This window comes from Streptomyces sp. NPDC002896 (assembly GCF_040295225.1).
Lineage (GTDB): Bacteria > Actinomycetota > Actinomycetes > Streptomycetales > Streptomycetaceae > Streptomyces.
The window spans coordinates 62,782-82,026 of record NZ_JBEOVA010000002.1; the positions used below are offsets into that span (position 1 = coordinate 62,782).

The 19,245-nt window shown below is 70.0% G+C and carries 20 protein-coding genes and 1 pseudogene; 11 read left to right on the plus strand and 10 right to left on the minus strand.

Features of this window, described 5'->3' with window-relative positions:
- The first annotated feature begins 35 nt into the window (after window positions 1-35).
- Together ABT009_RS02560 and ABT009_RS02565 are read left to right on the plus strand one after the other, a co-directional pair.
- A complete protein-coding gene (locus ABT009_RS02560; protein ID WP_351288729.1) occupies window positions 36-647 on the plus strand; it encodes an acyl-CoA-like ligand-binding transcription factor in 612 nt (203 codons plus the stop codon).
- A gap of 422 nt (window positions 648-1,069) precedes the next feature.
- Window positions 1,070-1,303, plus strand: a pseudogene (locus ABT009_RS02565) (LLM class flavin-dependent oxidoreductase); the annotation flags it as partial.
- Between the two features lie 39 nt (window positions 1,304-1,342).
- On the opposite strand, the gene ABT009_RS02570 reads toward ABT009_RS02565, so the two are convergent.
- On the minus strand, window positions 1,343-1,753 hold the full coding sequence (locus tag ABT009_RS02570) for a DUF4395 domain-containing protein (RefSeq protein WP_351288731.1): 411 nt from the start codon (window positions 1,751-1,753) through the stop codon (window positions 1,343-1,345).
- A 240-nt stretch (window positions 1,754-1,993) separates the two neighbouring features.
- Here ABT009_RS02570 and ABT009_RS02575 point away from each other — a divergent pair, with 240 nt between their 5' ends.
- Window positions 1,994-2,428 (plus strand): TlpA family protein disulfide reductase, encoded by a 435-nt coding sequence (locus ABT009_RS02575; RefSeq protein WP_351289502.1) that lies wholly within the window; start codon window positions 1,994-1,996, stop codon window positions 2,426-2,428.
- A 385-nt stretch (window positions 2,429-2,813) separates the two neighbouring features.
- Here ABT009_RS02575 and ABT009_RS02580 read toward each other — a convergent pair whose 3' ends face one another.
- The 7 genes from ABT009_RS02580 to ABT009_RS02610 form a co-directional block, all read right to left on the minus strand.
- Complete coding sequence (locus ABT009_RS02580) at window positions 2,814-2,987, minus strand: hypothetical protein (RefSeq protein ID WP_351288733.1); 174 nt, start codon at window positions 2,985-2,987, stop codon at window positions 2,814-2,816.
- Window positions 2,988-3,255: 268 nt separating this feature from the next.
- Window positions 3,256-3,546 carry a hypothetical protein gene (locus ABT009_RS02585; protein ID WP_351288735.1) on the minus strand — a complete coding sequence of 97 codons (291 nt, stop codon included), beginning with the start codon at window positions 3,544-3,546 and terminating at the stop codon, window positions 3,256-3,258.
- A gap of 26 nt (window positions 3,547-3,572) precedes the next feature.
- Window positions 3,573-3,713, minus strand: a complete 141-nt coding sequence (locus ABT009_RS02590) for a hypothetical protein (RefSeq protein WP_351288736.1) — start codon at window positions 3,711-3,713, stop codon at window positions 3,573-3,575.
- A gap of 168 nt (window positions 3,714-3,881) precedes the next feature.
- Complete coding sequence (locus ABT009_RS02595) at window positions 3,882-5,285, minus strand: FAD-binding oxidoreductase (protein ID WP_351288738.1); 1,404 nt, start codon at window positions 5,283-5,285, stop codon at window positions 3,882-3,884.
- A 92-nt stretch (window positions 5,286-5,377) separates the two neighbouring features.
- Window positions 5,378-6,565, minus strand: coding sequence for a fumarylacetoacetate hydrolase family protein (locus ABT009_RS02600; RefSeq protein WP_351288740.1), 1,188 nt, complete (start codon window positions 6,563-6,565; stop codon window positions 5,378-5,380).
- 56 nt (window positions 6,566-6,621) lie between these two features.
- Window positions 6,622-8,358, minus strand: coding sequence for an IlvD/Edd family dehydratase (locus tag ABT009_RS02605; protein WP_351288742.1), 1,737 nt, complete (start codon window positions 8,356-8,358; stop codon window positions 6,622-6,624).
- 64 nt (window positions 8,359-8,422) lie between these two features.
- Window positions 8,423-9,826: an Nramp family divalent metal transporter gene (locus ABT009_RS02610; RefSeq protein WP_351288744.1), complete on the minus strand. Its 1,404-nt coding sequence runs from the start codon at window positions 9,824-9,826 to the stop codon at window positions 8,423-8,425.
- 176 nt (window positions 9,827-10,002) lie between these two features.
- Between ABT009_RS02610 and ABT009_RS02615 the strand changes: the two genes are divergently transcribed.
- A complete protein-coding gene (locus ABT009_RS02615; RefSeq protein WP_351288746.1) occupies window positions 10,003-10,695 on the plus strand; it encodes a FadR/GntR family transcriptional regulator in 693 nt (230 codons plus the stop codon).
- A gap of 106 nt (window positions 10,696-10,801) precedes the next feature.
- Window positions 10,802-11,749, plus strand: coding sequence for a quinone oxidoreductase family protein (locus tag ABT009_RS02620; protein WP_351288748.1), 948 nt, complete (start codon window positions 10,802-10,804; stop codon window positions 11,747-11,749).
- Window positions 11,750-11,815: 66 nt separating this feature from the next.
- Here ABT009_RS02620 and ABT009_RS02625 read toward each other — a convergent pair whose 3' ends face one another.
- Window positions 11,816-12,220 (minus strand): RidA family protein, encoded by a 405-nt coding sequence (locus ABT009_RS02625; protein ID WP_351288750.1) that lies wholly within the window; start codon window positions 12,218-12,220, stop codon window positions 11,816-11,818.
- A gap of 43 nt (window positions 12,221-12,263) precedes the next feature.
- The gene (locus ABT009_RS02630) at window positions 12,264-12,938 is read right to left on the minus strand and encodes a helix-turn-helix domain-containing protein (protein ID WP_351288752.1); all 675 of its coding nucleotides are present in this window, start codon (window positions 12,936-12,938) and stop codon (window positions 12,264-12,266) included.
- 170 nt (window positions 12,939-13,108) lie between these two features.
- Here ABT009_RS02630 and ABT009_RS02635 point away from each other — a divergent pair, with 170 nt between their 5' ends.
- From ABT009_RS02635 to ABT009_RS02660, 6 genes are all read left to right on the plus strand, one after another.
- Window positions 13,109-13,621, plus strand: coding sequence for a flavin reductase family protein (locus tag ABT009_RS02635; protein ID WP_351288754.1), 513 nt, complete (start codon window positions 13,109-13,111; stop codon window positions 13,619-13,621).
- 71 nt (window positions 13,622-13,692) lie between these two features.
- Window positions 13,693-14,889: an amidohydrolase family protein gene (locus ABT009_RS02640; RefSeq protein WP_351288756.1), complete on the plus strand. Its 1,197-nt coding sequence runs from the start codon at window positions 13,693-13,695 to the stop codon at window positions 14,887-14,889.
- A 116-nt stretch (window positions 14,890-15,005) separates the two neighbouring features.
- Window positions 15,006-15,752 (plus strand): ABC transporter ATP-binding protein, encoded by a 747-nt coding sequence (locus ABT009_RS02645; protein ID WP_351288758.1) that lies wholly within the window; start codon window positions 15,006-15,008, stop codon window positions 15,750-15,752.
- The gene (locus ABT009_RS02650) at window positions 15,749-16,645 is read left to right on the plus strand and encodes an ABC transporter permease (RefSeq protein WP_351288760.1); all 897 of its coding nucleotides are present in this window, start codon (window positions 15,749-15,751) and stop codon (window positions 16,643-16,645) included. The genes ABT009_RS02645 and ABT009_RS02650 overlap by 4 nt, the downstream gene beginning before the upstream one ends.
- A 58-nt stretch (window positions 16,646-16,703) precedes the next feature.
- Window positions 16,704-17,843 (plus strand): substrate-binding domain-containing protein, encoded by a 1,140-nt coding sequence (locus ABT009_RS02655; protein ID WP_351288762.1) that lies wholly within the window; start codon window positions 16,704-16,706, stop codon window positions 17,841-17,843.
- On the plus strand, window positions 17,843-19,240 hold the full coding sequence (locus ABT009_RS02660; protein ID WP_351288764.1) for an FAD-binding oxidoreductase: 1,398 nt from the start codon (window positions 17,843-17,845) through the stop codon (window positions 19,238-19,240). The genes ABT009_RS02655 and ABT009_RS02660 overlap by 1 nt, the downstream gene beginning before the upstream one ends.
- The last annotated feature ends 5 nt before the right edge of the window (window positions 19,241-19,245 follow it).

Here is a 19,245-nt window from a genome sequence, read left to right on the forward strand (position 1 = left end):
GCCCACCGGAGGCCGAGAAGAGGAGGAGCGTCCACGTGGTCACGGGCAAGCGGTCCCGGGGGCGTCCCGCGGTGTCGTCACGGCAGGACATCGAGACCAGGGCGATCGCACTGTTTCTCGAGCACGGCTACGAAGGCACCACCCTCGGGGCGATCACCGACGCGTGCGGCGTGAGCAAGACGACCTTCTTCCGTTACTACACCTCGAAGGCCGCGATCATCTGGTCCGCCTTCGAGGAGCACACCGCGATCCTGCGACGACTGCTCCGCGAGGCGGACCCCCGCGTCCCCGTCATGACCGCCGTCCGTACCGCCGTCGTCGAAGCCTTCCGGGCCTCGATGGACGACGAGGGCACCTGGATGAAGCGCTTCGTCATTCTCGACACCTCCCCGGCACTGCGCGCCGAGGAGTCCGCCCAGTGGATCAGCTGGGCTGGGGCCGTGGCCGAGCACGTGGCCCGGCGGACCGAAGACGACCCGGGGGCCCTGGCCCCGGCGAGCATCGGCGGCGCCGTCCAAGCCGCCTTCCTCGCCACCCTCCGCGGGTGGCGCACCGCCGCCGATCCCGCGCCCGCGTTCGCGCGGCGCCTGGACGCGGACCTGAAGCCCCTCTGCGACATCCTGCAGGAGTGGCTGGACCGGCGCTGAAACGGGCGGCGCCCCTCGTAGCCAGAGCATGACCCGCCCCCCGTCCAGGCGCGGAACGGGCGGCTAGCTACACCGTCGTACGACTCCGCGCTCCGCCACCCCCAGAAGGGGGTCGCTCGCCTTGCCAAGGCCAGCAGCACGATCGCGAGCAGCAGGATGTCCGTGCGGCCGGTGTTCTCGCTGTCGATCAGCAGGAAGCCCAACCCCATGGAGAGCGCGATGAGTTCCGCCGCGACGAGGAAGAGCCAGTCTTGTGCGAGCCCGAGCCTCAGCCCGGTACGGCGACCATCTGCCCAAGGACGAGCGGTACTTCGGGCGCGGCGAACTCGTGTACGTGGTAGGCGAACTGCTCGACGGTAAACTCATCGATTTCCTGGGGCCGCCATGTGCGGGCGGAGGGTGCTCGCCTGGATGCGACCGCTGTGGAGTCGCGCGCCCCCTTCTACTTCGGCGGCGCGTCCCCGGCCGCCGAGGACGTCGCGGCGCGCCACGCCGAGGTGCAGCTGCTGTGGGGGCGAACCCCCGGCCGCGCTCGCCGAGCCCATCGCAGGGTGCGGGCCAAAGCCGCACACGTGGGCCGCACTCTGCGCTTCGGCCTCCGGCTGCGCGTCATCCCCCGCGACACCGCCGCCAAGGCGTGGTCGGAAACCGACCGTACCGTCGCGACGGGGCGCCGTCACCGGCCTCCCGCTCGTTCAGGCGCTTCGGAGGCGGCGGATGATCAGGTACATCTCGCAGCCGAGGCAGTAGCCGAAGGCCGCGTTGAGGAAGGCTGCGGCCAGGGCGAGCGCGGTCGCGGCGAGGCCCAGCCACTCGGCGCCGGCCAGATAGCCGACGGTGCCGACCAGGCCGAAGCCGAAGCCGACGCCCTGCGCGAAACGGGGCGGCCGGACGTCCTCCAGCTCGCGCGGCGGGGCGAGCCTGGGCCGGACGGCGACCCGGTACAGCCAGCCGTACGGGGAGTACTGCAGGCCGGCGAACGCTCCGAGCGCGAAGACCGCGGTCTGTACGGCCAGCAGGGTGCCGCTGCCGGTGATCAGCACCGCGCAGAGGACAAGTGTGGTGAGCGCGGCGGCGAAGCGCGGGCCGCGCGGGTCGATCTGCATGAGGGGGACTCCGGGAGGAGGGGGATGGCGATCGGGCCGGCACAGGTGTCAGCGACAGCGGCAGGCTGTGACCCGGCAGAGGTCGACCACGCGACGGGTGGTCAGCCGCAGCGGCCGGGGAGGGGAGTCCATGGCCGTCATGGTAGCGGTGCGGTACCTAGCGGTCGATGGCCGGTTGGCGCCTACGGTTCGCAGGGGGCGGAGGGTTCGGAGGGCTTGAGGGTGGTGGAGACTGGTCGTATGACCGGGTTGGTGGTGTGCGTCGCGGTGCTCGTTCTGGCGAGCGTCTTCGGGCTGGTGCGGGCTGCGCGCAACGGCAGGGTCCGGGAGCGGGCCGGCGACGGTGAGGTGTGTCTGTCGGCGGAGGAGCTCGAGGCCGAGCTGGGGGAGCGGGTGACGCTGGTTCAGTTCTCCACCGCCTTCTGCTCGCCTTGCCGGGCCACGCGTCGGCTGCTGACCGAGGTCGCCGGGACGGTGCCGGGAGCGGCGCACGTGGAGATCGATGCAGAGGCCCGCCTTGATCTGGTCAAACGGCTGGACATCCTGCGCACACCGACCGTGCTCGTCCTCGACCCGCACGGCCGGGTTGTCGGCAGGGCGTCCGGGCAACCCAGGCGTGCGGACGTGATGGAGGCCATCGGCAAGGCGACCGGAGTCTCCGCGAACCCGTCGTGATCAAGCAATAGGCGCGTCCCACCTTCCGCGTCCCACCTTCTGCCCGCGAGCCTACTTTGAGCGTCCGACGACGGCTGACGCCGACCTCTGGCGTTGCCCAGACTTATCTGGGACAGGACAGCGGGATTGTCACGGCGTGATAATCCCGGATCCTTCGCCGTCCTCCGTGCCACGCCAGGCGGCACGACTCGCCGTGCGCCCCCGAAACACAGAAGGGCCCGGCTCCTGCGAACGCGCAGCAGTGATTGCAGTCGGGGTCAGGGTGCCAGCTTGCGGGCACGAGCCTGTAATCGAGGCCCGAGATGGCGGTGTCGGCCAGTGCGAGGACGTGCGATCTTGACATGGTCCTGAGGTCGGCCGACATCCCTGGCATCGAGGAACGGCCCTACTCCTCGATGCTCCGCTTGCTGCTCTTACCGGAGCGCCTCACCAGTTCGCCCGCTACAAGGGTCGCGGTCGCCACAACACGCACCCACCGAGGGCCGCCGCGCGCCGCCCACACCACCGCGCCACACCCGGCCACCGTGAGAGCCAGGACCACACCGAGCAGCACCACCATCAGATTCCCCCCTTGGTCGCGCCAGGATACGCGGACGCCATCCAGCGATCCGGCGCCGCGGTCGCCGGAGGCCGCACCTGGGTGAGGCCCGGCCCCCAGCGTTGCCAGTCCGCAACGACATTTTCGAGCTGTCTGATCGCTGAGTATGCCCAATACCGTCGATAAACGTTTCTCGCTCTCGCTTACGAAACCAGCGGGGCATAGTTCAGGCGTCAGGGTCGGCGACCCGGTCCGCCGATGCCGGTGATGCACAGGCCGTCGTAGGCTGTCACCGCTTCGTGCACTTCGGGTACGACGAACCCCGGAAGCACTTGTCGTAGTCCGAACTAGACACATCGAACTCGACCTCGTCGCCCTTGGGCGTACGGACGGTCAGCTCGTACTCGGTGTGGCACGAGCGGCGCTTCTTCTTGCCTGTTCCCGTCCTCTTGCACTCCCGGTCGGTGTCCTTCGCTATGACCTTCCCTGCGGGGCCGGCATCGTGCTGCTCAGAACAGCCGGTGAGGCCGAGGGCGAGGGTGGCGGCCGTGGTGACAGCAAGGGCAAGGCGGATACGCATGGTCGGTTCTCCTTCAGAGTCAGCAACTACTGGTGTTTCGCCCCGTTGTGACGGGCTTCGTCGAGCGGGTGGTGCTCGTCGGCAACTTGCTCCGGCAGCTCAGGATGGCCGGTCTGAGCAGCGAGCGCCTTGAGATCGAAAAACCAGGTCGGGATGGCGTCCGGCATCTACGACCAGTTGCCGTCCCGCAGGCCGTGCAGCCGTGCGACGTCCTGCGCGCCGGAACAGGCGTACAGGGTGCGTGGTCTGCACAGTTGTGTCCTTAGTTGTGTCCTCGAAGTAGGCGGCGATCTCGTCCAGGGTCACCTCGGTTGTGATCAACAACCGACCTGCTCTCACACCCGATCGGCGAGAACCTTGCCCGGGTTCAGGATGCCGCGCGGGTCCAGGGCGTCCTTGATGCTGTGGTGGACGCGCAGGCCGGCCGGGCCGAGCTCCTTGGTGAGCCAGTCGCGTTTGAGTACGCCGACACCGTGCTCGCCGGTGATCGTGCCGCCCAGTGCCAGGCCCAGGTCCATCACCGCGCCGAAGGCCTGCTGCGCCCGTTCCACCTCGTCCTTCCTGGCCGGATCGAAGATCACATGGGGGTGCAGGTTTCCGTCCCCGGCGTGTGCGACGCACGTGATGAGGACACGGTGGCGGCGGGCGATGTCCGCCACGCCGTCGACGAGGTCCGCCAGCACGCGGCGCGGCACGCACACGTCTTCGGCCAGGTAGGCACCGAGGCTCTGGGTCGCGATGCCGACCACGCGACGGGCCTCCAGCAGCATGTCGGCCTCCGCCGGATCGTCGGCCACCACGGCGTCACCCCTGTGCGCCTGCGCGATACGTGCGAACCGTTTCAGATCCTCGGCGGCCTGATCACCCCGATCCGACTGGGCGATGAGCACCGCGCCCGCCTCCGGCGGGAAACCGAGGTCGCGGTAGGCCGAAACCACGTCGATCGTCGGACGGTCCATCAGCTCCAGCAGGCTGGGCCGTGTGCCGTCCGCCATGTAGTCGGCGACGGCGGCGCACGCCTCAGCCGGTGTCGGGAAGAACGCGACCGCGGTAAGCGGTGCCTGCGCGGCAGGCCGCAGCGCCAGGACGACTTCGGTGATGACGCCCAACGTGCCCTCGGAGCCCACGAACAGGTGGGTGAGGTCGTAGCCGGCCACGCCCTTGGCGGTGCGGCGGCCGGTCCGCAGCACGGTGCCGTCGGCGAGTACGACGGTCAGGCCGCGCACGAAGTCGCCGGTGACTCCGTATTTCACGCAGCACAGGCCCCCGGCGTTCGTCGCGGCGTTACCGCCCAGCGTCGACATCTCCCACGACGACGGGTCCGGCGGGTAGAACAGGCCCTGCTCGGCGACGGCCCGCGAGAACACGGCGTTGACCACCCCGGCCTCGACGACGGCGACCTGGTCGGCGGTGTCGATCTCCAGGATGCGGTCCATGCGCTCCACGGACAGCAGGATGCAGCCGTCGACCGCGTTGGCGCCCCCGGCGAGACCCGTCCTGGCACCCTGCGGGACCACGGGGACGCGGTGGTCGTTGGCCGTCCGCAGGACGAAGGAGACCTCCTCGGTGCTGTGCGCGCGTACCAGGGCGGCGGGGGAGCCGCTGGGGCAGAACGGGGCGTGGTCGGTGCGGTGCGCTTCGAGCACGTCGGGATCGGTCATCAGCGCGTGCGGCGGAAGCCGAGCGGCGAGGGCGGCCAGCGCCGCGGCCGTGCCGGACGTGTGGCTCGCGGTGTGCACGGAGGACCTCCTACGGAGAACGGGACATGCGGCGATCAGGACGTACGGTGAACTGGGCGAGCCCGACGCGGACGGGCCCGACGCGGGCGGCCCTAAAGCACGCCGCGCCCGGCCAGGTTGCGCATCAGCGCGCGCAGGCCGTACTCCCACGGCGGCGCCTGCTCGCTGGAGTTGACGGTGTTGACCAGCGCACCCAGCCGCGCACTGGAGATCCGCACGATGTCGTCGCGCTCGTGGGTGAAGCCGGCTCCAGGTGCCTGCCGGTCATCGGTGGGGGCGAAGAGCGTCCCGGTGAACAGCACGAAGCCGTCGGGGTGCTGGTGGTGCGCACCGTGCACGGCGGCGACGAGATCCAGCACGTCGCGGCTGATCTCACGCATCGAGCTGCTGCCGTGCAGTACGTAACCGTCCGGGCCGTCGATCCGCAGCTCGATGTCCAGTTCGCGCACGGCGTCGAGGTCGAAGTCGTCGTCGAGCAGGCGGACGAACGGGCCGATCGCGCATGAGGCGTTGTTGTCCTTGGCCCGGGACAGCAGCAGCGCGCTGCGCCCTTCGACGTCCCGGAGATTGACGTCGTTGCCCAGCGTGGCGCCCCGCACCCGGCCGCGCGAGTCCACGACGAGCACGGCCTCGGGCTCCGGGTTGTTCCACATGGAGGCGGCGAGCACGCCGATGTCGGCTCCCGTGCCGACCGCGGACAGCACCGGCGCCTTCGTGAACACCTCCGCGTCCGGGCCGATCCCGACCTCCAGATACTGCGACCACAACCCTTCGGAGACCAGCAGCTCCCTGGCTTTCTCGGCCTCTGGCGACCCCGGGCGGATACGGTCGACGGCACCGCCCACCACCTGCCCGATACGTGCGCGTACCCGGGCGGCCTGCGCCGGATCGCCGCCCGTGCGCTCTTCGATGACGCGCTCCAGCAGGCTCCGGGCGAAGGTGACGCCCGCGGCCTTGATCACCTGCAGGTCGATGGGGGCGAGCAGGTGCGGGCGGTCCCGGCGGCCCCCGGCGGTCGCGTCCAGCAGCTCGGCCAGGCGCCACGCGCGTCCGCCGGGCGCCTCCCGTACGATCGCCTCCGCGTCGTCGCGTTCCAGCAGGTCGGAGACGGTTGGGGCGATGGCGGTCAGGTCGACGACGTGCTCGCCGCGCACCGCGGCCACACACGGTCCGGCCCACTCCGGCTCCTGGACGCGCGCGATGAGGGCGGCCTGGCCGGCGTCCTCCGGCAGGACGGAGTCGGGGGTCAGGGACAGTCGGGGACGGGCTGCCGATTCCACGGTGTTTCTCCTGGAGTCGTGGGGGGCGAGGGCTCAAAAGGTCGCTGGGCGCGCGCTCAGTGGGAGTCGCGGGGTACGTCGTGGCCGCGGCACCCGCGCAGGAAGCCGAAGTCGGCGCCTTGGTCGGCCTGTTCGACGTGCTGGGTGTAGAGCCAGGCGTAACCGCTGGTGTGCTGTGGCGCGGGCGGCTTCCACTCGGCCCGGCGCCGCTCCAGCTCGGCGTCGTCCACGTCCAGGCGCAGAGTGCGGTTCGGAACATCGAGAACGATCAGGTCCCCGTCGCGTACGAGCGCGAGGGGGCCGCCGACGGCGGCCTCGGGCGCCACGTGCAGCACCACGGTGCCGTAGCCGGTACCGCTCATCCGGCCGTCGCAGACACGCACCATGTCGGTGACGCCCGCCTTCAACAGCTTCGCGGGCAGCGGCACGTTGGAGACCTCCGGCATGCCGGGGTAGCCCTTCGGTCCTGCGTTGCGGATGACGATCACCGTGTTCTCGTCGACGTCGAGATCTGGGTCGTCGGCGACCTCGTGGTACGCCTCGGGGGAGTCGAAGACACGCGCGGGGCCACGGTGGGTGAGCAGATGCGGTGACGCGGCGGACTGCTTGATCACCGCGCCGTCGGGGCACAGGTTGCCGCGCAGGACGGCGGTGCCGGAGCCCGGCGGCTGGAACGGTGCGTCCAGGCCGGTGATGACGTCGGAATCGATGCGCTCGGCGTCCGCCACGTTCTCGGCGATGTCCCGGCCGGTGACGGTGATCTGCTCGCCGTGCAGCAGTCCGCCGCCGAGGAGTTCGTTCATGACCGCGGGCAGCCCGCCCGCGTAGCAGAAGTCCTCCATCAGGTACTTTCCGCTGGGCATCAGGTTGACCAGCGTCGGCACCACACGGGCCAGCGTGTCGAAGTCCTCGGGGGTCAGGCCGACGCCCACACGCCCCGCGAGTGCGGTGAGGTGGATGATGGCGTTCGTGGAGCCGCCGATGGCCGCGTTGACGCGGATGGCGTTCTCGAACGCGTCCCGGGTCAGGATCTGCGAGGGCCGCAACTCCTCGTAGACCATCTCCACAATGCGCCGCCCCGCCGCCTGCGCGGTCTCCATACGCCGGGAGTCGACGGCGGGCCAGCTCGCGGAGCCCGGCAGCTGCATGCCGAGCGCCTCCGCCATGCACGCCATCGTGGAGGCCGTGCCCATCGTCATGCAGTGGCCGTTGGAGCGGGCCATGCAGCCCTCGGCGAAGAAGCACTCCTCCTGGGTCATCCGGCCGGTCTTCAGGTCCTCTTCGAACTTCCACACGTGCGTGCCGGAACCGACGTCCTGGCCCCGGTACTTGCCGTTGAGCATCGGCCCGCCGGTGACCATGACGGCGGGCAGGTCGACGCTGGCGGCGCCCATGAGCATGGCGGGCGTCGTCTTGTCGCAGCCGGACAGCAGCACGACGCCGTCCAGCGGGTTGGCGCGGATGAGCTCCTCGACCTCCATGGCCATGAGGTTGCGGTAGAGCATCGCGGTGGGCCGCATCAGCGTCTCGCCGGTGGCCATGGTGGGGAACTGCAGCGGGAAGCCGCCGGCCTGCCACACGCCGCGCTTCACCGCCTCGGCGACGCGCGTCAGATGGGCGTTGCACGGGGCGAGTTCGGAGGCGCTGGTCGCGATGCCGACGACCGGACGCCCGTCGAACACCTCGGGACCGAAGCCCTGGTTGCGCATCCAGGACCGGTACACCATCCCGCTGCGGCCACTCGCCCCGAACCACGCCTGGCTGCGGCGGCCCGTCTGCTTCCCGTCGGTCATGTACGCACTCCCGTGGTTCTCGTGTCGCTCGGTTTGCGGTCGGCTCACGTGACTTCAGTAGCCGTCAGCCGAAGAGGTTCTCGATCTGCTGCCGTACGGTCAGAACGGACAGCACGCCGAAGAGGCCGACCGCCCACACCAGGGCGGCCGCCCGATAGCTGCGCACCTTCAGCGGTGCCGGCAGCGCCTTGCGGTTCATGTAGAGCAGCAGGCCGGAGTAGACGAACATCATCAGCCCGGCCACGCAGGCGGACACCACCAGCAGGACCAGCGGCTGGTCGAGGCCGAGCGCCAGAATGGCGACGCCGATGGCGACGAGCCCCCACACGAGCCAGAAGTACAGCCGGCTCTCCGGCAGCCGCGAACCGCGCAGATATGTCGACTTGAGGACGTCCGCAGCGAGCCGGCTGGTGTAGTCGACGATCCCGGTCGCCGCGCAGAACAGGGAGAACGCGCCGATCAGCCAGAACAGCACCCCGAACCAGCTGCCCACCTGGCCCTGTAGCGCCTCGCCTTCCTCCCGTATGAAGCCCACATCGTTGGAGAGACCCGGCGTGCCGAAGAGCGTGGAGTGCGCCAGCAGCGAGGCGAGCACGATGGTGACGATGGTGGTGAGGCCGAAGGTGATGGCCTGCTCGGTGTTGGCGAAGCGCCACCAGCGCTTCCACCGCAGGAGGTTCTCGCCTTCCGGGACGAAGACGTATCCGGCGGCCGAACCCGACCCGGCGTCCTCCTTGCCGGTCACCGGGCTGACCAGCCGGGGCACGTAGTGGCCCATGCCGAAGTCCTTGTCGCGGATCCAGTTGCTCTGGCACAGGTTCTGCCCGCCGCCGGCACCGGCGTAGGCGAGCGCTCCCATCAGCACGGCGACGCCGAGTTCACTGGGGAACCGACCGATGTGGGTAGCGGCCTGCGGCAGTTCCTTCCAGCTCGCCGCCTTGATCGCGAAGATCACCGCAAGGACGAAGAACCCGCCGATCAGAGCGACCTTGACGAACAGCAGCCGCTCCAGCGCTGTGTAGACGACCGGGGCGAGGGTGAGGATCGCGCCGATGAGCAGCAGCAGGCACACGGCGATGACGGTCGGCTCGCCGCCGAAGACGTAGGAGAGCATGGTGGCGGAGCCGGTGGCCCAGCCCGGCCACAGGTTCGCCGCGTACGTCAGCGCTGCCAGTACCGCGCCCCAGTGCCGCCAGTAGCGGTTGAAGCCGGTCATGGCCGTCTCTCCGGTGGCGAGCGTGTAGCGCTCGATCTCCATGTTGAGAAACCACTGGGTGACAACGCCTACGACCGCTCCCCACAGGAAGACGAGTCCGGCCTGAGACGCGATGTACGGCCAGAGGATGAACTCGCCCGAGGACAGGCCCACTCCGGCCGCGACGATGCCCGGGCCGATGATGCGCCAGGTCTTGAGCGGCGGGGCGGGCAGCGTGCGCACTTCGGGCAGCGGCAGGTGGCGGCTGTTCAAGGGGAAAGGTGCGGCGGCACGGTGGGGCGTGCCTATTTCGTCGTCCGCGTGCGTCATTGGGGAACGCCTCTCTTCGTCCGGTCGGACTGGCGGCCACGTAACATGACAGCAATCATTAAATGATTCGACGAAACTCGTCCAGGGGGTGTGCAGAGATCGTGGTGCAGTACCGGACCATGCATCAGCGCGTGGTCGACGAGCTCGGCCTGCGCATCGTGGGCGGCGCGTGGGAGCCGGGGCAGCCACTGCCCGTCGAGGACGTGCTCGCCACCGAAATCGGCGTCAGCCGCGGTGCGTTGCGGGAGGCGGTCAAGGCCCTCGTGGCCAAGGGAATGCTGGACGTACGCCCGCGCACGGGCACGCGCGTGCTGCCACCCGAGCACTGGAACCACCTGGACCGCGACGTGCTGCGCTGGCAACAGGCCGGTGACTCCGCGGCCTTGCTGCGCGACACCGGTGAACTGCGGCGGATCGTCGAGCCGGAGGCCGCCCGGCTCGCGGCCGGAAGGGCCGACCCCGGGGACATACAGGCCCTGTACGACGCCTTGGCGGCCATGGAAGCCGCGGCGGCCCGGCCCGGGCGCAGCGGCTATGTCGAGGCCGACACGGCCTTCCACCGCGCCTTGCTGGACGCGAGCGGCAACCGTCTCCTCGGCTCGCTGGGCCGGGCGATCGACATCGCGCTGGAACACAGCTTCGCGGTGAGCACGCAGACGCCCGGCGCTGTCGAAGCCTCGCTGCCGGCCCATCGCGCCGTAGTGGAGGCCGTCGAGGGCGGCGATCCCGCGGCGGCGTCGGCGGCCGTGCTGGGGATCATCGACTCCGCAGAGCGGGAGATCGCGGAGTCGCCCGGGCTGGCGCAGGGCTGAGGACTCGGCCTGCTGAACCCGGCCCTCCGCAGTGCCGGGGCGACGGCCAGTTGTACGGTTGGCGTCGTTCGCATTCTGAAAGAGCGGGAAGACGAGGTGACGTCCGATGCGGGCAGCCCGGCTGCATGAGTGGGGTGTCGGGGCCAAGATCGAGGACGTGCCGGACCCGGTACCGCCCGCGCACGGCGAGGCCGTGGTGGAGATGGAGGCGGCCGCGGTCACCCACCTCGATCTGACGTTGATGTCCGGGACCTTCGCCTACCGGCCCGCTCTCCCTTTCACCCCGGGTACCTCCGGCGTCGGCACTGTCGTCGCAGGCGACGACACCTGGCGTGGCCGTCGGGTCCTGGTCCGTGGCGGCGGCATCGGCCTGGAGCGCGACGGCACCTGGGCGCAGCACGTCACCGTCCCCGTCACCGCGTTGCGCGAGGTCCCCGCGAAGGCGGACGCACCGCTGACCGCCACCTGCTACTCGCCGCTGACCACTGCGTGGGCCGCTGTCGAGGTCGTCGGGAAGATTCGCAGTGGAGAACGCGTCGTCGTAACCGGTGCCTCCGGGGCCGTCGGCTCGATGTGCGTCCAGATGGCCGCCCGGGTTGGAGCCCATGTCACGGCCGTCGTCAGCCGGGAAGCCCGGACCGCGGCCGTACCCGAAGCCGCCGACGAGATCCTGGTCGGCTGGAACGAGGACACCGTCACCCGCATCAAGGAGGCCGGCGGAGCCGATGTGCTCCTCGATCCGGTCGGAGGCGACACCGTCCCCGTGTTCCTGCCCGCGCTCAACCCGGGCGCCCGAGCCGTCCTCATCGGTTACGTGCGCGGCAAGACCCTCACCGTCGACCTGCCCAGCCTCTTCGCGGCCGACGTCCGCCTCCTGCCCGTCAGCATGGTCCGCCAGCCCGTTCCCGACGCCACATTCTCGGCGCTCCTGACCGACCTGACCGAGAGCCGCCTCAGGCTGAACGCGACGGCGTTCCCCTTCGACCGGCTCGCCGATGCCATCGAGGCGCGGCGCACGGGCGGCAGCACGGGCACCGTCGCCGTCACTCTGTAGGCGGCGGCTGTCCGGCCGGTGCGCGCTCCAGCCGGCGTAGACGGCCGCCGTCCGGCCGGTCCCCGCTCAGCCGACGTAGGCCACAGCGCGGATCTCGACGCGCATCTCCGGAGTGGCAAGTCGTGGATAGATCAGCAGCGACGCGTAGGACCGCTCGTCGAGCAACCGGGGCGCGTGCTCGGACAACCAGGCGTCGCGAGCGCGCATGTACTCCGTCCGCTCCGCGGGGTCGGCCACGTACTGGTCGAACTGGACGATGTCGTCCATGCTCGCGCCCGCGTCGGCGAGCAGCGCGCGCACCCGGTCGAGGGTGACCCAGGTCTGCGCGGCGACTCCGTGCACCGGATCGCCCTGCTCGTCGGTCACACCGTCGATCCCGCTGAGGAAGACGAAGCCTCCTGCCGCGGCGCCCCGGCCCCACGGCTGCACAACGCCTCCATAGGTCAGTGCACCGAGCCCTCGCTTCGTCATGCAACACCCCTTCTTGCGTCGTCGGTCCGCCCGTTGACGGACCTCACTTGGCATCCCCGTGCGCCTCGGCCGGGGAACCCGCGACGTTCTGCACCATGAGGACGCGTACGCAGTCGGCGTCGCCCACCGCACGCCACCGATGCGGAGTACGCCCCGTGTAGCAGAGGCTGTCGCCCGGGCCCAGGCGGTGCACTTGCTGCCCTCGAGAGGTCTTCAGGTCGACCTCGATCGCGCCGTCCACCACGTAGAGGAACTCGTCGCCCGCGTGGTCGTAGTACTCCTCGAAGACCGACGGAGCGCGGGTGAACTCCACAGGGTGCACAGCGAAGCCGGCAGCGCCGAGCACACGGGCGACACCGGACGAGCTGGCCGCCACCGGCATCCCTTCTCCGCTGCGGACCAGGTGGACCCCCTCCTCCGCCCTGCCGGTCGCGGGCGGCCCGGCCGACAGCGCCAGGAGGGCCTGCTGGCTCGTGCCCAGAGCCCTGGCGATGCGGTGCAGCGACTGCATGCTGGGGCGGGCCAGGCCGCGCTCGAGCTGGCTGAGGAAGGGGTGGGACAGCTCCGATCGTTCGGCGAGTTCCACCAGCGTCAGCCCGCCCTCCTTGCGTAGCCGGCGGATGGCCGCACCGAGCTCGGTGCGCATCGCCATGTCCAGATCCGCCTGTGACTTGGTGCCCGTGGTGCGGTCCTTACGACCTGCGGACTGTGCTGGCATGGCGCATCCTTGCGGTCTCGGTGAGCGCTCCGGTCGGGACTGCGTACTACGTACTACCGGGAATGTGTTACTCCCAGGAAACAGCCGACCGCTACGGTCAATGTTGATGTGACCAACATTCTAGACATAGGTCGCTCGCCGCTCCTGCCTCCCAGCCACGAGGAGTTCGCATGCCCCCGGCCACCGCCGACCGCCCGCCGAGCGCATCCATGGACGCCGGTTTCCTCGATGCCATGGCCGCCCTCGCCGGGGGCGTCTGCATCGTCACCACCCTCGGCGAGGGCGGCCGCCCGGCGGGGTTCACGAGTACCGCCGCCATGAGTCTGAGCCGCAGTCCGCAGTTGCTGGCGATAGGCGTGGACGGCGCCGGCCGTACGCTTCCGCTCATCCGGCGCAGCGGCCGGTTCGCCCTCAACATCCTGGGCGCGGACGGGGAAAGCGTCGCCCGGCGGTTCGCCGGCCGCACCGCGGACCGATTCGCAGGGCTCGAATGGACACCGGACCACAACGGCCTGCCGCTGCTGACCGAGTACAGCTCGCACGTCCTCGCCTGCCGCGTCGAGGACGACGTGCCGGCCGGCGACCATCGTCTCCTGATCGCGGCCGTGGAGGCGATCACGCCCGGGCTGGGCGGGGCGACAGCGCTGGTTCACCTCGGCCGTCGGTACCACACGATCCCGTAGACCTCCGACCCCCTCAGAGAGCGCTTCGGCGGCTTCGCGCACCAGCCCCCGGCGAAAGGCACAGCGACAAGATGACGCCCACGACGATTCGCGGCGCACTGCTCCCCGACCGCTCCATCTGCGATCTACTCCTCGACGGTGGCCGGGTGACGGCCGTCGCCCCTCCCGGCGAGCTTCCCTCCGGCCCGTCCGAACTGGACCTCTCCGGATACCTCCTGCTGCCCGCCCCGGCCGAGCCCCACGCCCACCTGGACAAAGCCGGGACCTGGGATCTGGCCGGCGCACCGCCCTGCGATCTGCCCTCCGCAGTCGCCGCCTGGCGCCACTACGCCGAGTACGTCACCGAGGAGGACGTACGCGTTCGGGCCCGGCGCACACTCGACGACATGCTGGCCAACGGCGTGACGGCCGTACGCACCCACGCCGATGTGCTGCCCGGTGCCGACCCGCTGCGCGGCCTGCGGGCCCTGGTCAGGCTGCGCGAGGAGCTGCGCGGCCGGATCGATCTGCAGGTCGCCGTGCTGCACACCGACGCGCCCGACGAAGTGCTCTGCCAGGCGGTCGAGTTGGGGGCCGACCTGCTGGGCGGCTGTCCGCACCTGTCCGCGGACCCCGCTGCGGCCATCGAGCGCGTGCTGCGGCTCGCCGAGCAGTACGGCGTGGGTGTGGACCTTCACGCGGACGAGAACCTGTCCCCGGGTGCGACGGATCTGCGGCTGCTGGCGGATGCCGTGCGGCGACGCCCTTTCGCGGGGCCGGTGACCGCCAGTCACTGCGTCAGCTTGGGGGCCACTGATCCGCAGAAGGCCGCGCATATCGCCAAGGAGACTGCCCAGGCCGGGATCGGCGTCGTAGCACTGCCGATCACGAACCTCTACCTCCAGGGGCGCGACCGTCCGTCGCTGACTCCTCGTGGACTGACGGCCGTTCGCCCCCTGCTCGAGGCGGGAGTGACACTCGCCGCCGGCGGCGACAACATCCGCGACCCCTTCAACCCGGTCGGCCGCGCAGACCCTCTCGAGACCGCGGGGCTGCTGGTGACGGCGGGGCACCTAACCCTGGACGAAGCGGCCCACGCGGTGACGCACGGGGCCAGGTCCGTGCTGGGGTTGCCTGCGGCCGGTCCGTACGAGGGTGCCGTCGCCGACCTGTTGGCCGTGCGCGCGGGCTCTCTCTCGGAGGCGCTCGGAGCCGCGTGCCCGGATCGCATCGTGTTCAAGGCGGGCCGAATCATCAGTCGTACGACGATGGTTCGCGAGTTCTTCTAGCCATCGTCCAAGTCGACGACGGTCACGTCGGAGACATCGCGGCGAAACAATGAATGTTCATGCTATCAACATTCGTCCAACGTATTCGTCCAACGGGCCGTCGGAATGGGGATGACATGGTGGCCACACTCGGGACGGCGCTGCGCCTCGACGGCGTCGAAAAGCGCTTCGCCAACGGGACGACGGCCCTGGAGAAGGTGGAACTCGCCGTCGCCCCCGGGGACTTCGTCTCCATCGTCGGGCCCTCCGGCTGCGGCAAGTCCACCCTGCTGCGACTTGCCTCCGGGCTCGACCAGCCGACGGCCGGCACGGTGCACACCTCCGGAGACCGGGTCGGTTACGTCTTCCAGGACGCCACCCTGCTGCCGTGGCGCAGCGTCCTGGCCAACGTCGAACTCCCGGCCGAGCTGGCCGGAGCCGACAAGGCGGAGCGCCGCGAGCGTGCCAGGGACGTGATCCGGCTCGTCGGGCTCGAGGGGTTCGAGAAGCAACTGCCGGGACAGCTGTCCGGTGGCATGCGGATGCGGGTCTCGCTGGCGAGGGCGCTGATGATGCAGCCGACGCTGTTCCTCTTCGACGAACCGTTCGGTGCGCTGGACGAGATGACCCGTATGCGTATGCAGGAGGAGTTGCAGCGCATCTTCGCGGAGACCGGGTTCGCCGGGCTCTTCATCACCCACTCGGTGACGGAGGCGGTGTTCCTCTCGAACCGTGTCCTGGTCATGTCGGCGCGACCCGGCCGCATCGTCGCCGAATTCGATGTGCCGTTCCCCCATCCGAGGCCGCCGGAGCTGCGGTACGACCCGGGGTTCGCGCGTATCGCGGGCGAAGTGTCGGCCGCACTGCGAGGAGGAAGCCAGTGAGCACGGACACGACTCCCGCAGCGGATGCCGTCACGAAAACCGCCCCAGGAACGGATCATGGAGCGCCCTCCGGGCCGCCCGGTCCCGACACGGCGCGCACGGGTCGCCAGCGGGTGGTGCGCCTCGCCCCCGTCGCCTCGCTGGCCGTGTTCGTCGGCATCTGGTACGCCGTCAGCTACCTGCTGCTCACGCCCGAGCGCCGCTTCCTCGTCCCACCGCCCCACCAGGTGCTGAGCGTGGCGTTCCTGGACTGGGCGCGGCTGGAGCCGATGCTGCTCGCGTTGTCGCTGACCGCGCAGGTGGCCCTCGTCGGTCTGGTGATCGCCGCGGCTCTGGGTATCACGGCTGCGGTGCTGATGAGCCGGGCGTCCTGGCTGGAGCGGTCGCTGTACCCGTATGCCGTCGTGCTCCAGACGGTGCCGATCCTGGCGATCGTGCCGTTGATCGGCCTGTGGTTCGGTTTCGGTTTCACCAGCCGCGTGGTGGTCTGCGTCCTGATCGCGCTCTTCCCGATGATCGCCAACACCCTGTTCGGGCTGCAGTCCGTGGACCGGTCCCTCCACGACCTGTTCACCCTGCAGAAGGCAAGCCGCTGGGACCGCCTGCGCAAACTGGAGATGCCGGCCGCGCTGCCCTCTGTCTTCACCGGCCTGCGGACCTCGTCCGGCCTGTCGGTGATCGGCGCGATCGTCGGCGACATGTTCTTCAAGCAGGGCAGCCCGGGAATCGGAACGCTGCTCGACGTCTACCGCTCCCGGCTCCAGTCCGAGGAGCTGTTCGCCTCGATCATCCTCGCCTCGCTCTTCGGCGTCACCGTCTTCGCCGTCTTCAGCCTGATCGGCCGCCTCGCCGTCGGCTCCTGGCACGCCTCCGCCTCGGCGGACGAGCGCTGAACCGCCGCCCCACCTCTCCATGGAGACTTCCTTGCCACCTTCCTCCAAACGCCTTGCCTTGACGGGCGTTTCCTCCATATTCGTCCTGCTGTCGGCGACCGCCTGCGGTGCCGGAGCGGCCACGGGATCCACCGAGGATCTCAAGGCGGCCCCTGCTGCGCAGCGCCTCGACGGTGTGTGTCCCGACAAGGTCGTCGTCCAGATCGACTGGGAGCCGGAGGCCGAGCACGGGCCGCTCTACAACCTGGTCGGCCCCGGCTACACCGTCGACACCGACAAGAAGCGCGTCACCGGGCCGCTCGTCATCGGCGGCAAGGACACCGGCGTGAAGATCGAGATACGCGCGGGAGGCTCGGCGATCGGCTACCAGAGCGTCACCTCCCAGCTCTACCTCGACAAGAGCATCACCCTGGCGACCGTCACCACGGACGCGGCCATCGAGTCCTCCGCCGAACGCCCGGTCACGGCGGTCGCCGCACTGATGAAGAAGAGCCCGCAGATCCTGATGTGGGACCCGAAGACCCATCCCGACTGGCGCACCGTCGCCGACATCGGCAAGTCGAACGCCAAGGTCGTCTACCGCGACGGCAACGTCTTCATTCCGATGCTGGTCGACAAGGGCCTGATCAAGAAGAGCCAGCTCGACGCCAGTTACGACGGCTCGCCGTCGCGCTTCGTCGCGAACCCGGACATCGTGCAGCAGGGCTTCGCGACGGCCGAGCCGTATATCTACGAGCACGAGGTCGCCGCCTGGAAGAAGCCGGTGAAGTACCAGTTGCTCGCCGACGTCGGCTACAACGTCTACCCGCAGGCGCTGTCCGTGCGCAGCGGCGCGGTCGACGAGCTCGCCCCCTGCCTGAAGAAGCTCGTCCCCATCGTGCAGCAGTCCGCCGCCGACTTCGCGGCGAAGCCGGATGCCGCCATCGGCCTGATCGACGACCTGGTGAAGCAGTACAACACCAGCTGGGTCTACAGCAAGGGCACCGGAGAGTACGCCGCCAAGGAGATGGTGAAGCTCGGCATCCTCGCCAACGAGTCCGACGGCAGCATCGGCAGCTTCGACATGGACCGGGTCGGCAAGATCCTCGACACCGTCACTCCGCTGCTCACCAAGGACGGCGTCAAGGTCCCCGCGGACCTGACCGCCGACGACCTCGCCACCAACCGGTTCATCGACACATCGATTGGGTTGAAGTAATGGCCGAGCCCCGCACCCCTGCCGCACTCTCCGAAGAGGAACTGCAACGGCTGACCGGCCTGGTCGCCGACGAGCAGCCCGTCGCCGCCGCTGCCGACCGGGCGACACCGGGGCTCGAGGAGTTCTGCGCGGCCGCCGCCGAACTGATCGGCGCCGACGCCGTCGTGCGCGACGACACGTCCCTGGACAAGGCGTCGGTCGACTGGGCGCACATGTCGCCGATCCTGTCGGCGAAGCTGCCTGCCGGGCGCGCCGAAGTCGTGCTGCGCCCCACGTCGCACGAGCAGATCCCAGGCATCCTCGCTCTGGCCCACCGCCACCGTGTGCCGGTCACCGCGCGGGGCAAGGGCACCGGCAACTACGGGCAGGCGATCCCGCTGCGCGGGGGAGTGGTCCTCGACCTCACCGGCTGCGGTCGCATCCTGGACGCCGGCGACGGCTGGATCCGCGCCGAGGCCGGGGCGAAGATGTCCGACCTCGAGGCGCATGCCCGGAGCCTCGGGCAGGAGCTGTGGATGTTCCCGTCCACGTTCGGTACGACGGTCGGCGGCTTCCTGGCAGGCGGCAGCGGCGGTACGGGCTCGCTGGTGCACCGCACCAACGCCGAAGGCTTCGTACGGGAACTGACGGTGGTGCCGTGCACCGAGAACGCGGAGCCGTTCACGATGAATGGCCAGGACGCGCTGCCGTACATCCATGCGTACGGAACCTCCGGCGTCATCGCCACCGCGACCGTCAGCCTGCAGCGGGCCCGTGACTGGACCGGGTTGTTCGCGGCGTTCGACGACTGGCCATCCGCGACCGCCGCCCTCGCGGACCTGGTGCGTCTCGAACCCGCCCCGCGCCTGGTGTCGCTGGACGAGGCAGGACTGGTCGAGACGTTCCAGCCCGACCCCGCCCTCGACCCGGCCGCGCTCAGCGTCCGCGCCATCATCGAGGCCGAGGCAGAACCGGCTGCCCGGAAGATCGTCCTCCGGCACGGAGGACGCGTCCTCGAGGTCCGTCCGGCCCCCGAGGGACCCGCGCTGATCAGCTCACTCTCCTTCAACCACCCCACGTACCACCTGATGAAGGCCAAGGACGGCTACTTCCATCTGGAGATCTCCGGTGACGCACTCCTCGGGGACCCGGCCGAGGTGAGGAAGGTCTTCCCGGACACCCTGCTGCACCTCGAAGGGATGCGCTCCGGCACGGTAGGGATGCTCATGGCGCGGTACGAGGACGAACGGACGGTGTACGAAGGCATCGCTGCCCTTGCCGCCCTGGGGGTCGGGGTGCACGACCCGCACAACTGGTACGTGGACCGCCGCATCGAGCTCGTCCGGCAAGCAGCACGCGCGACCGACCCGCTGGGGCTGCTCAACCCCGGCAAGCTGCCCGCTGCCCCCACCCCCTGACTTGC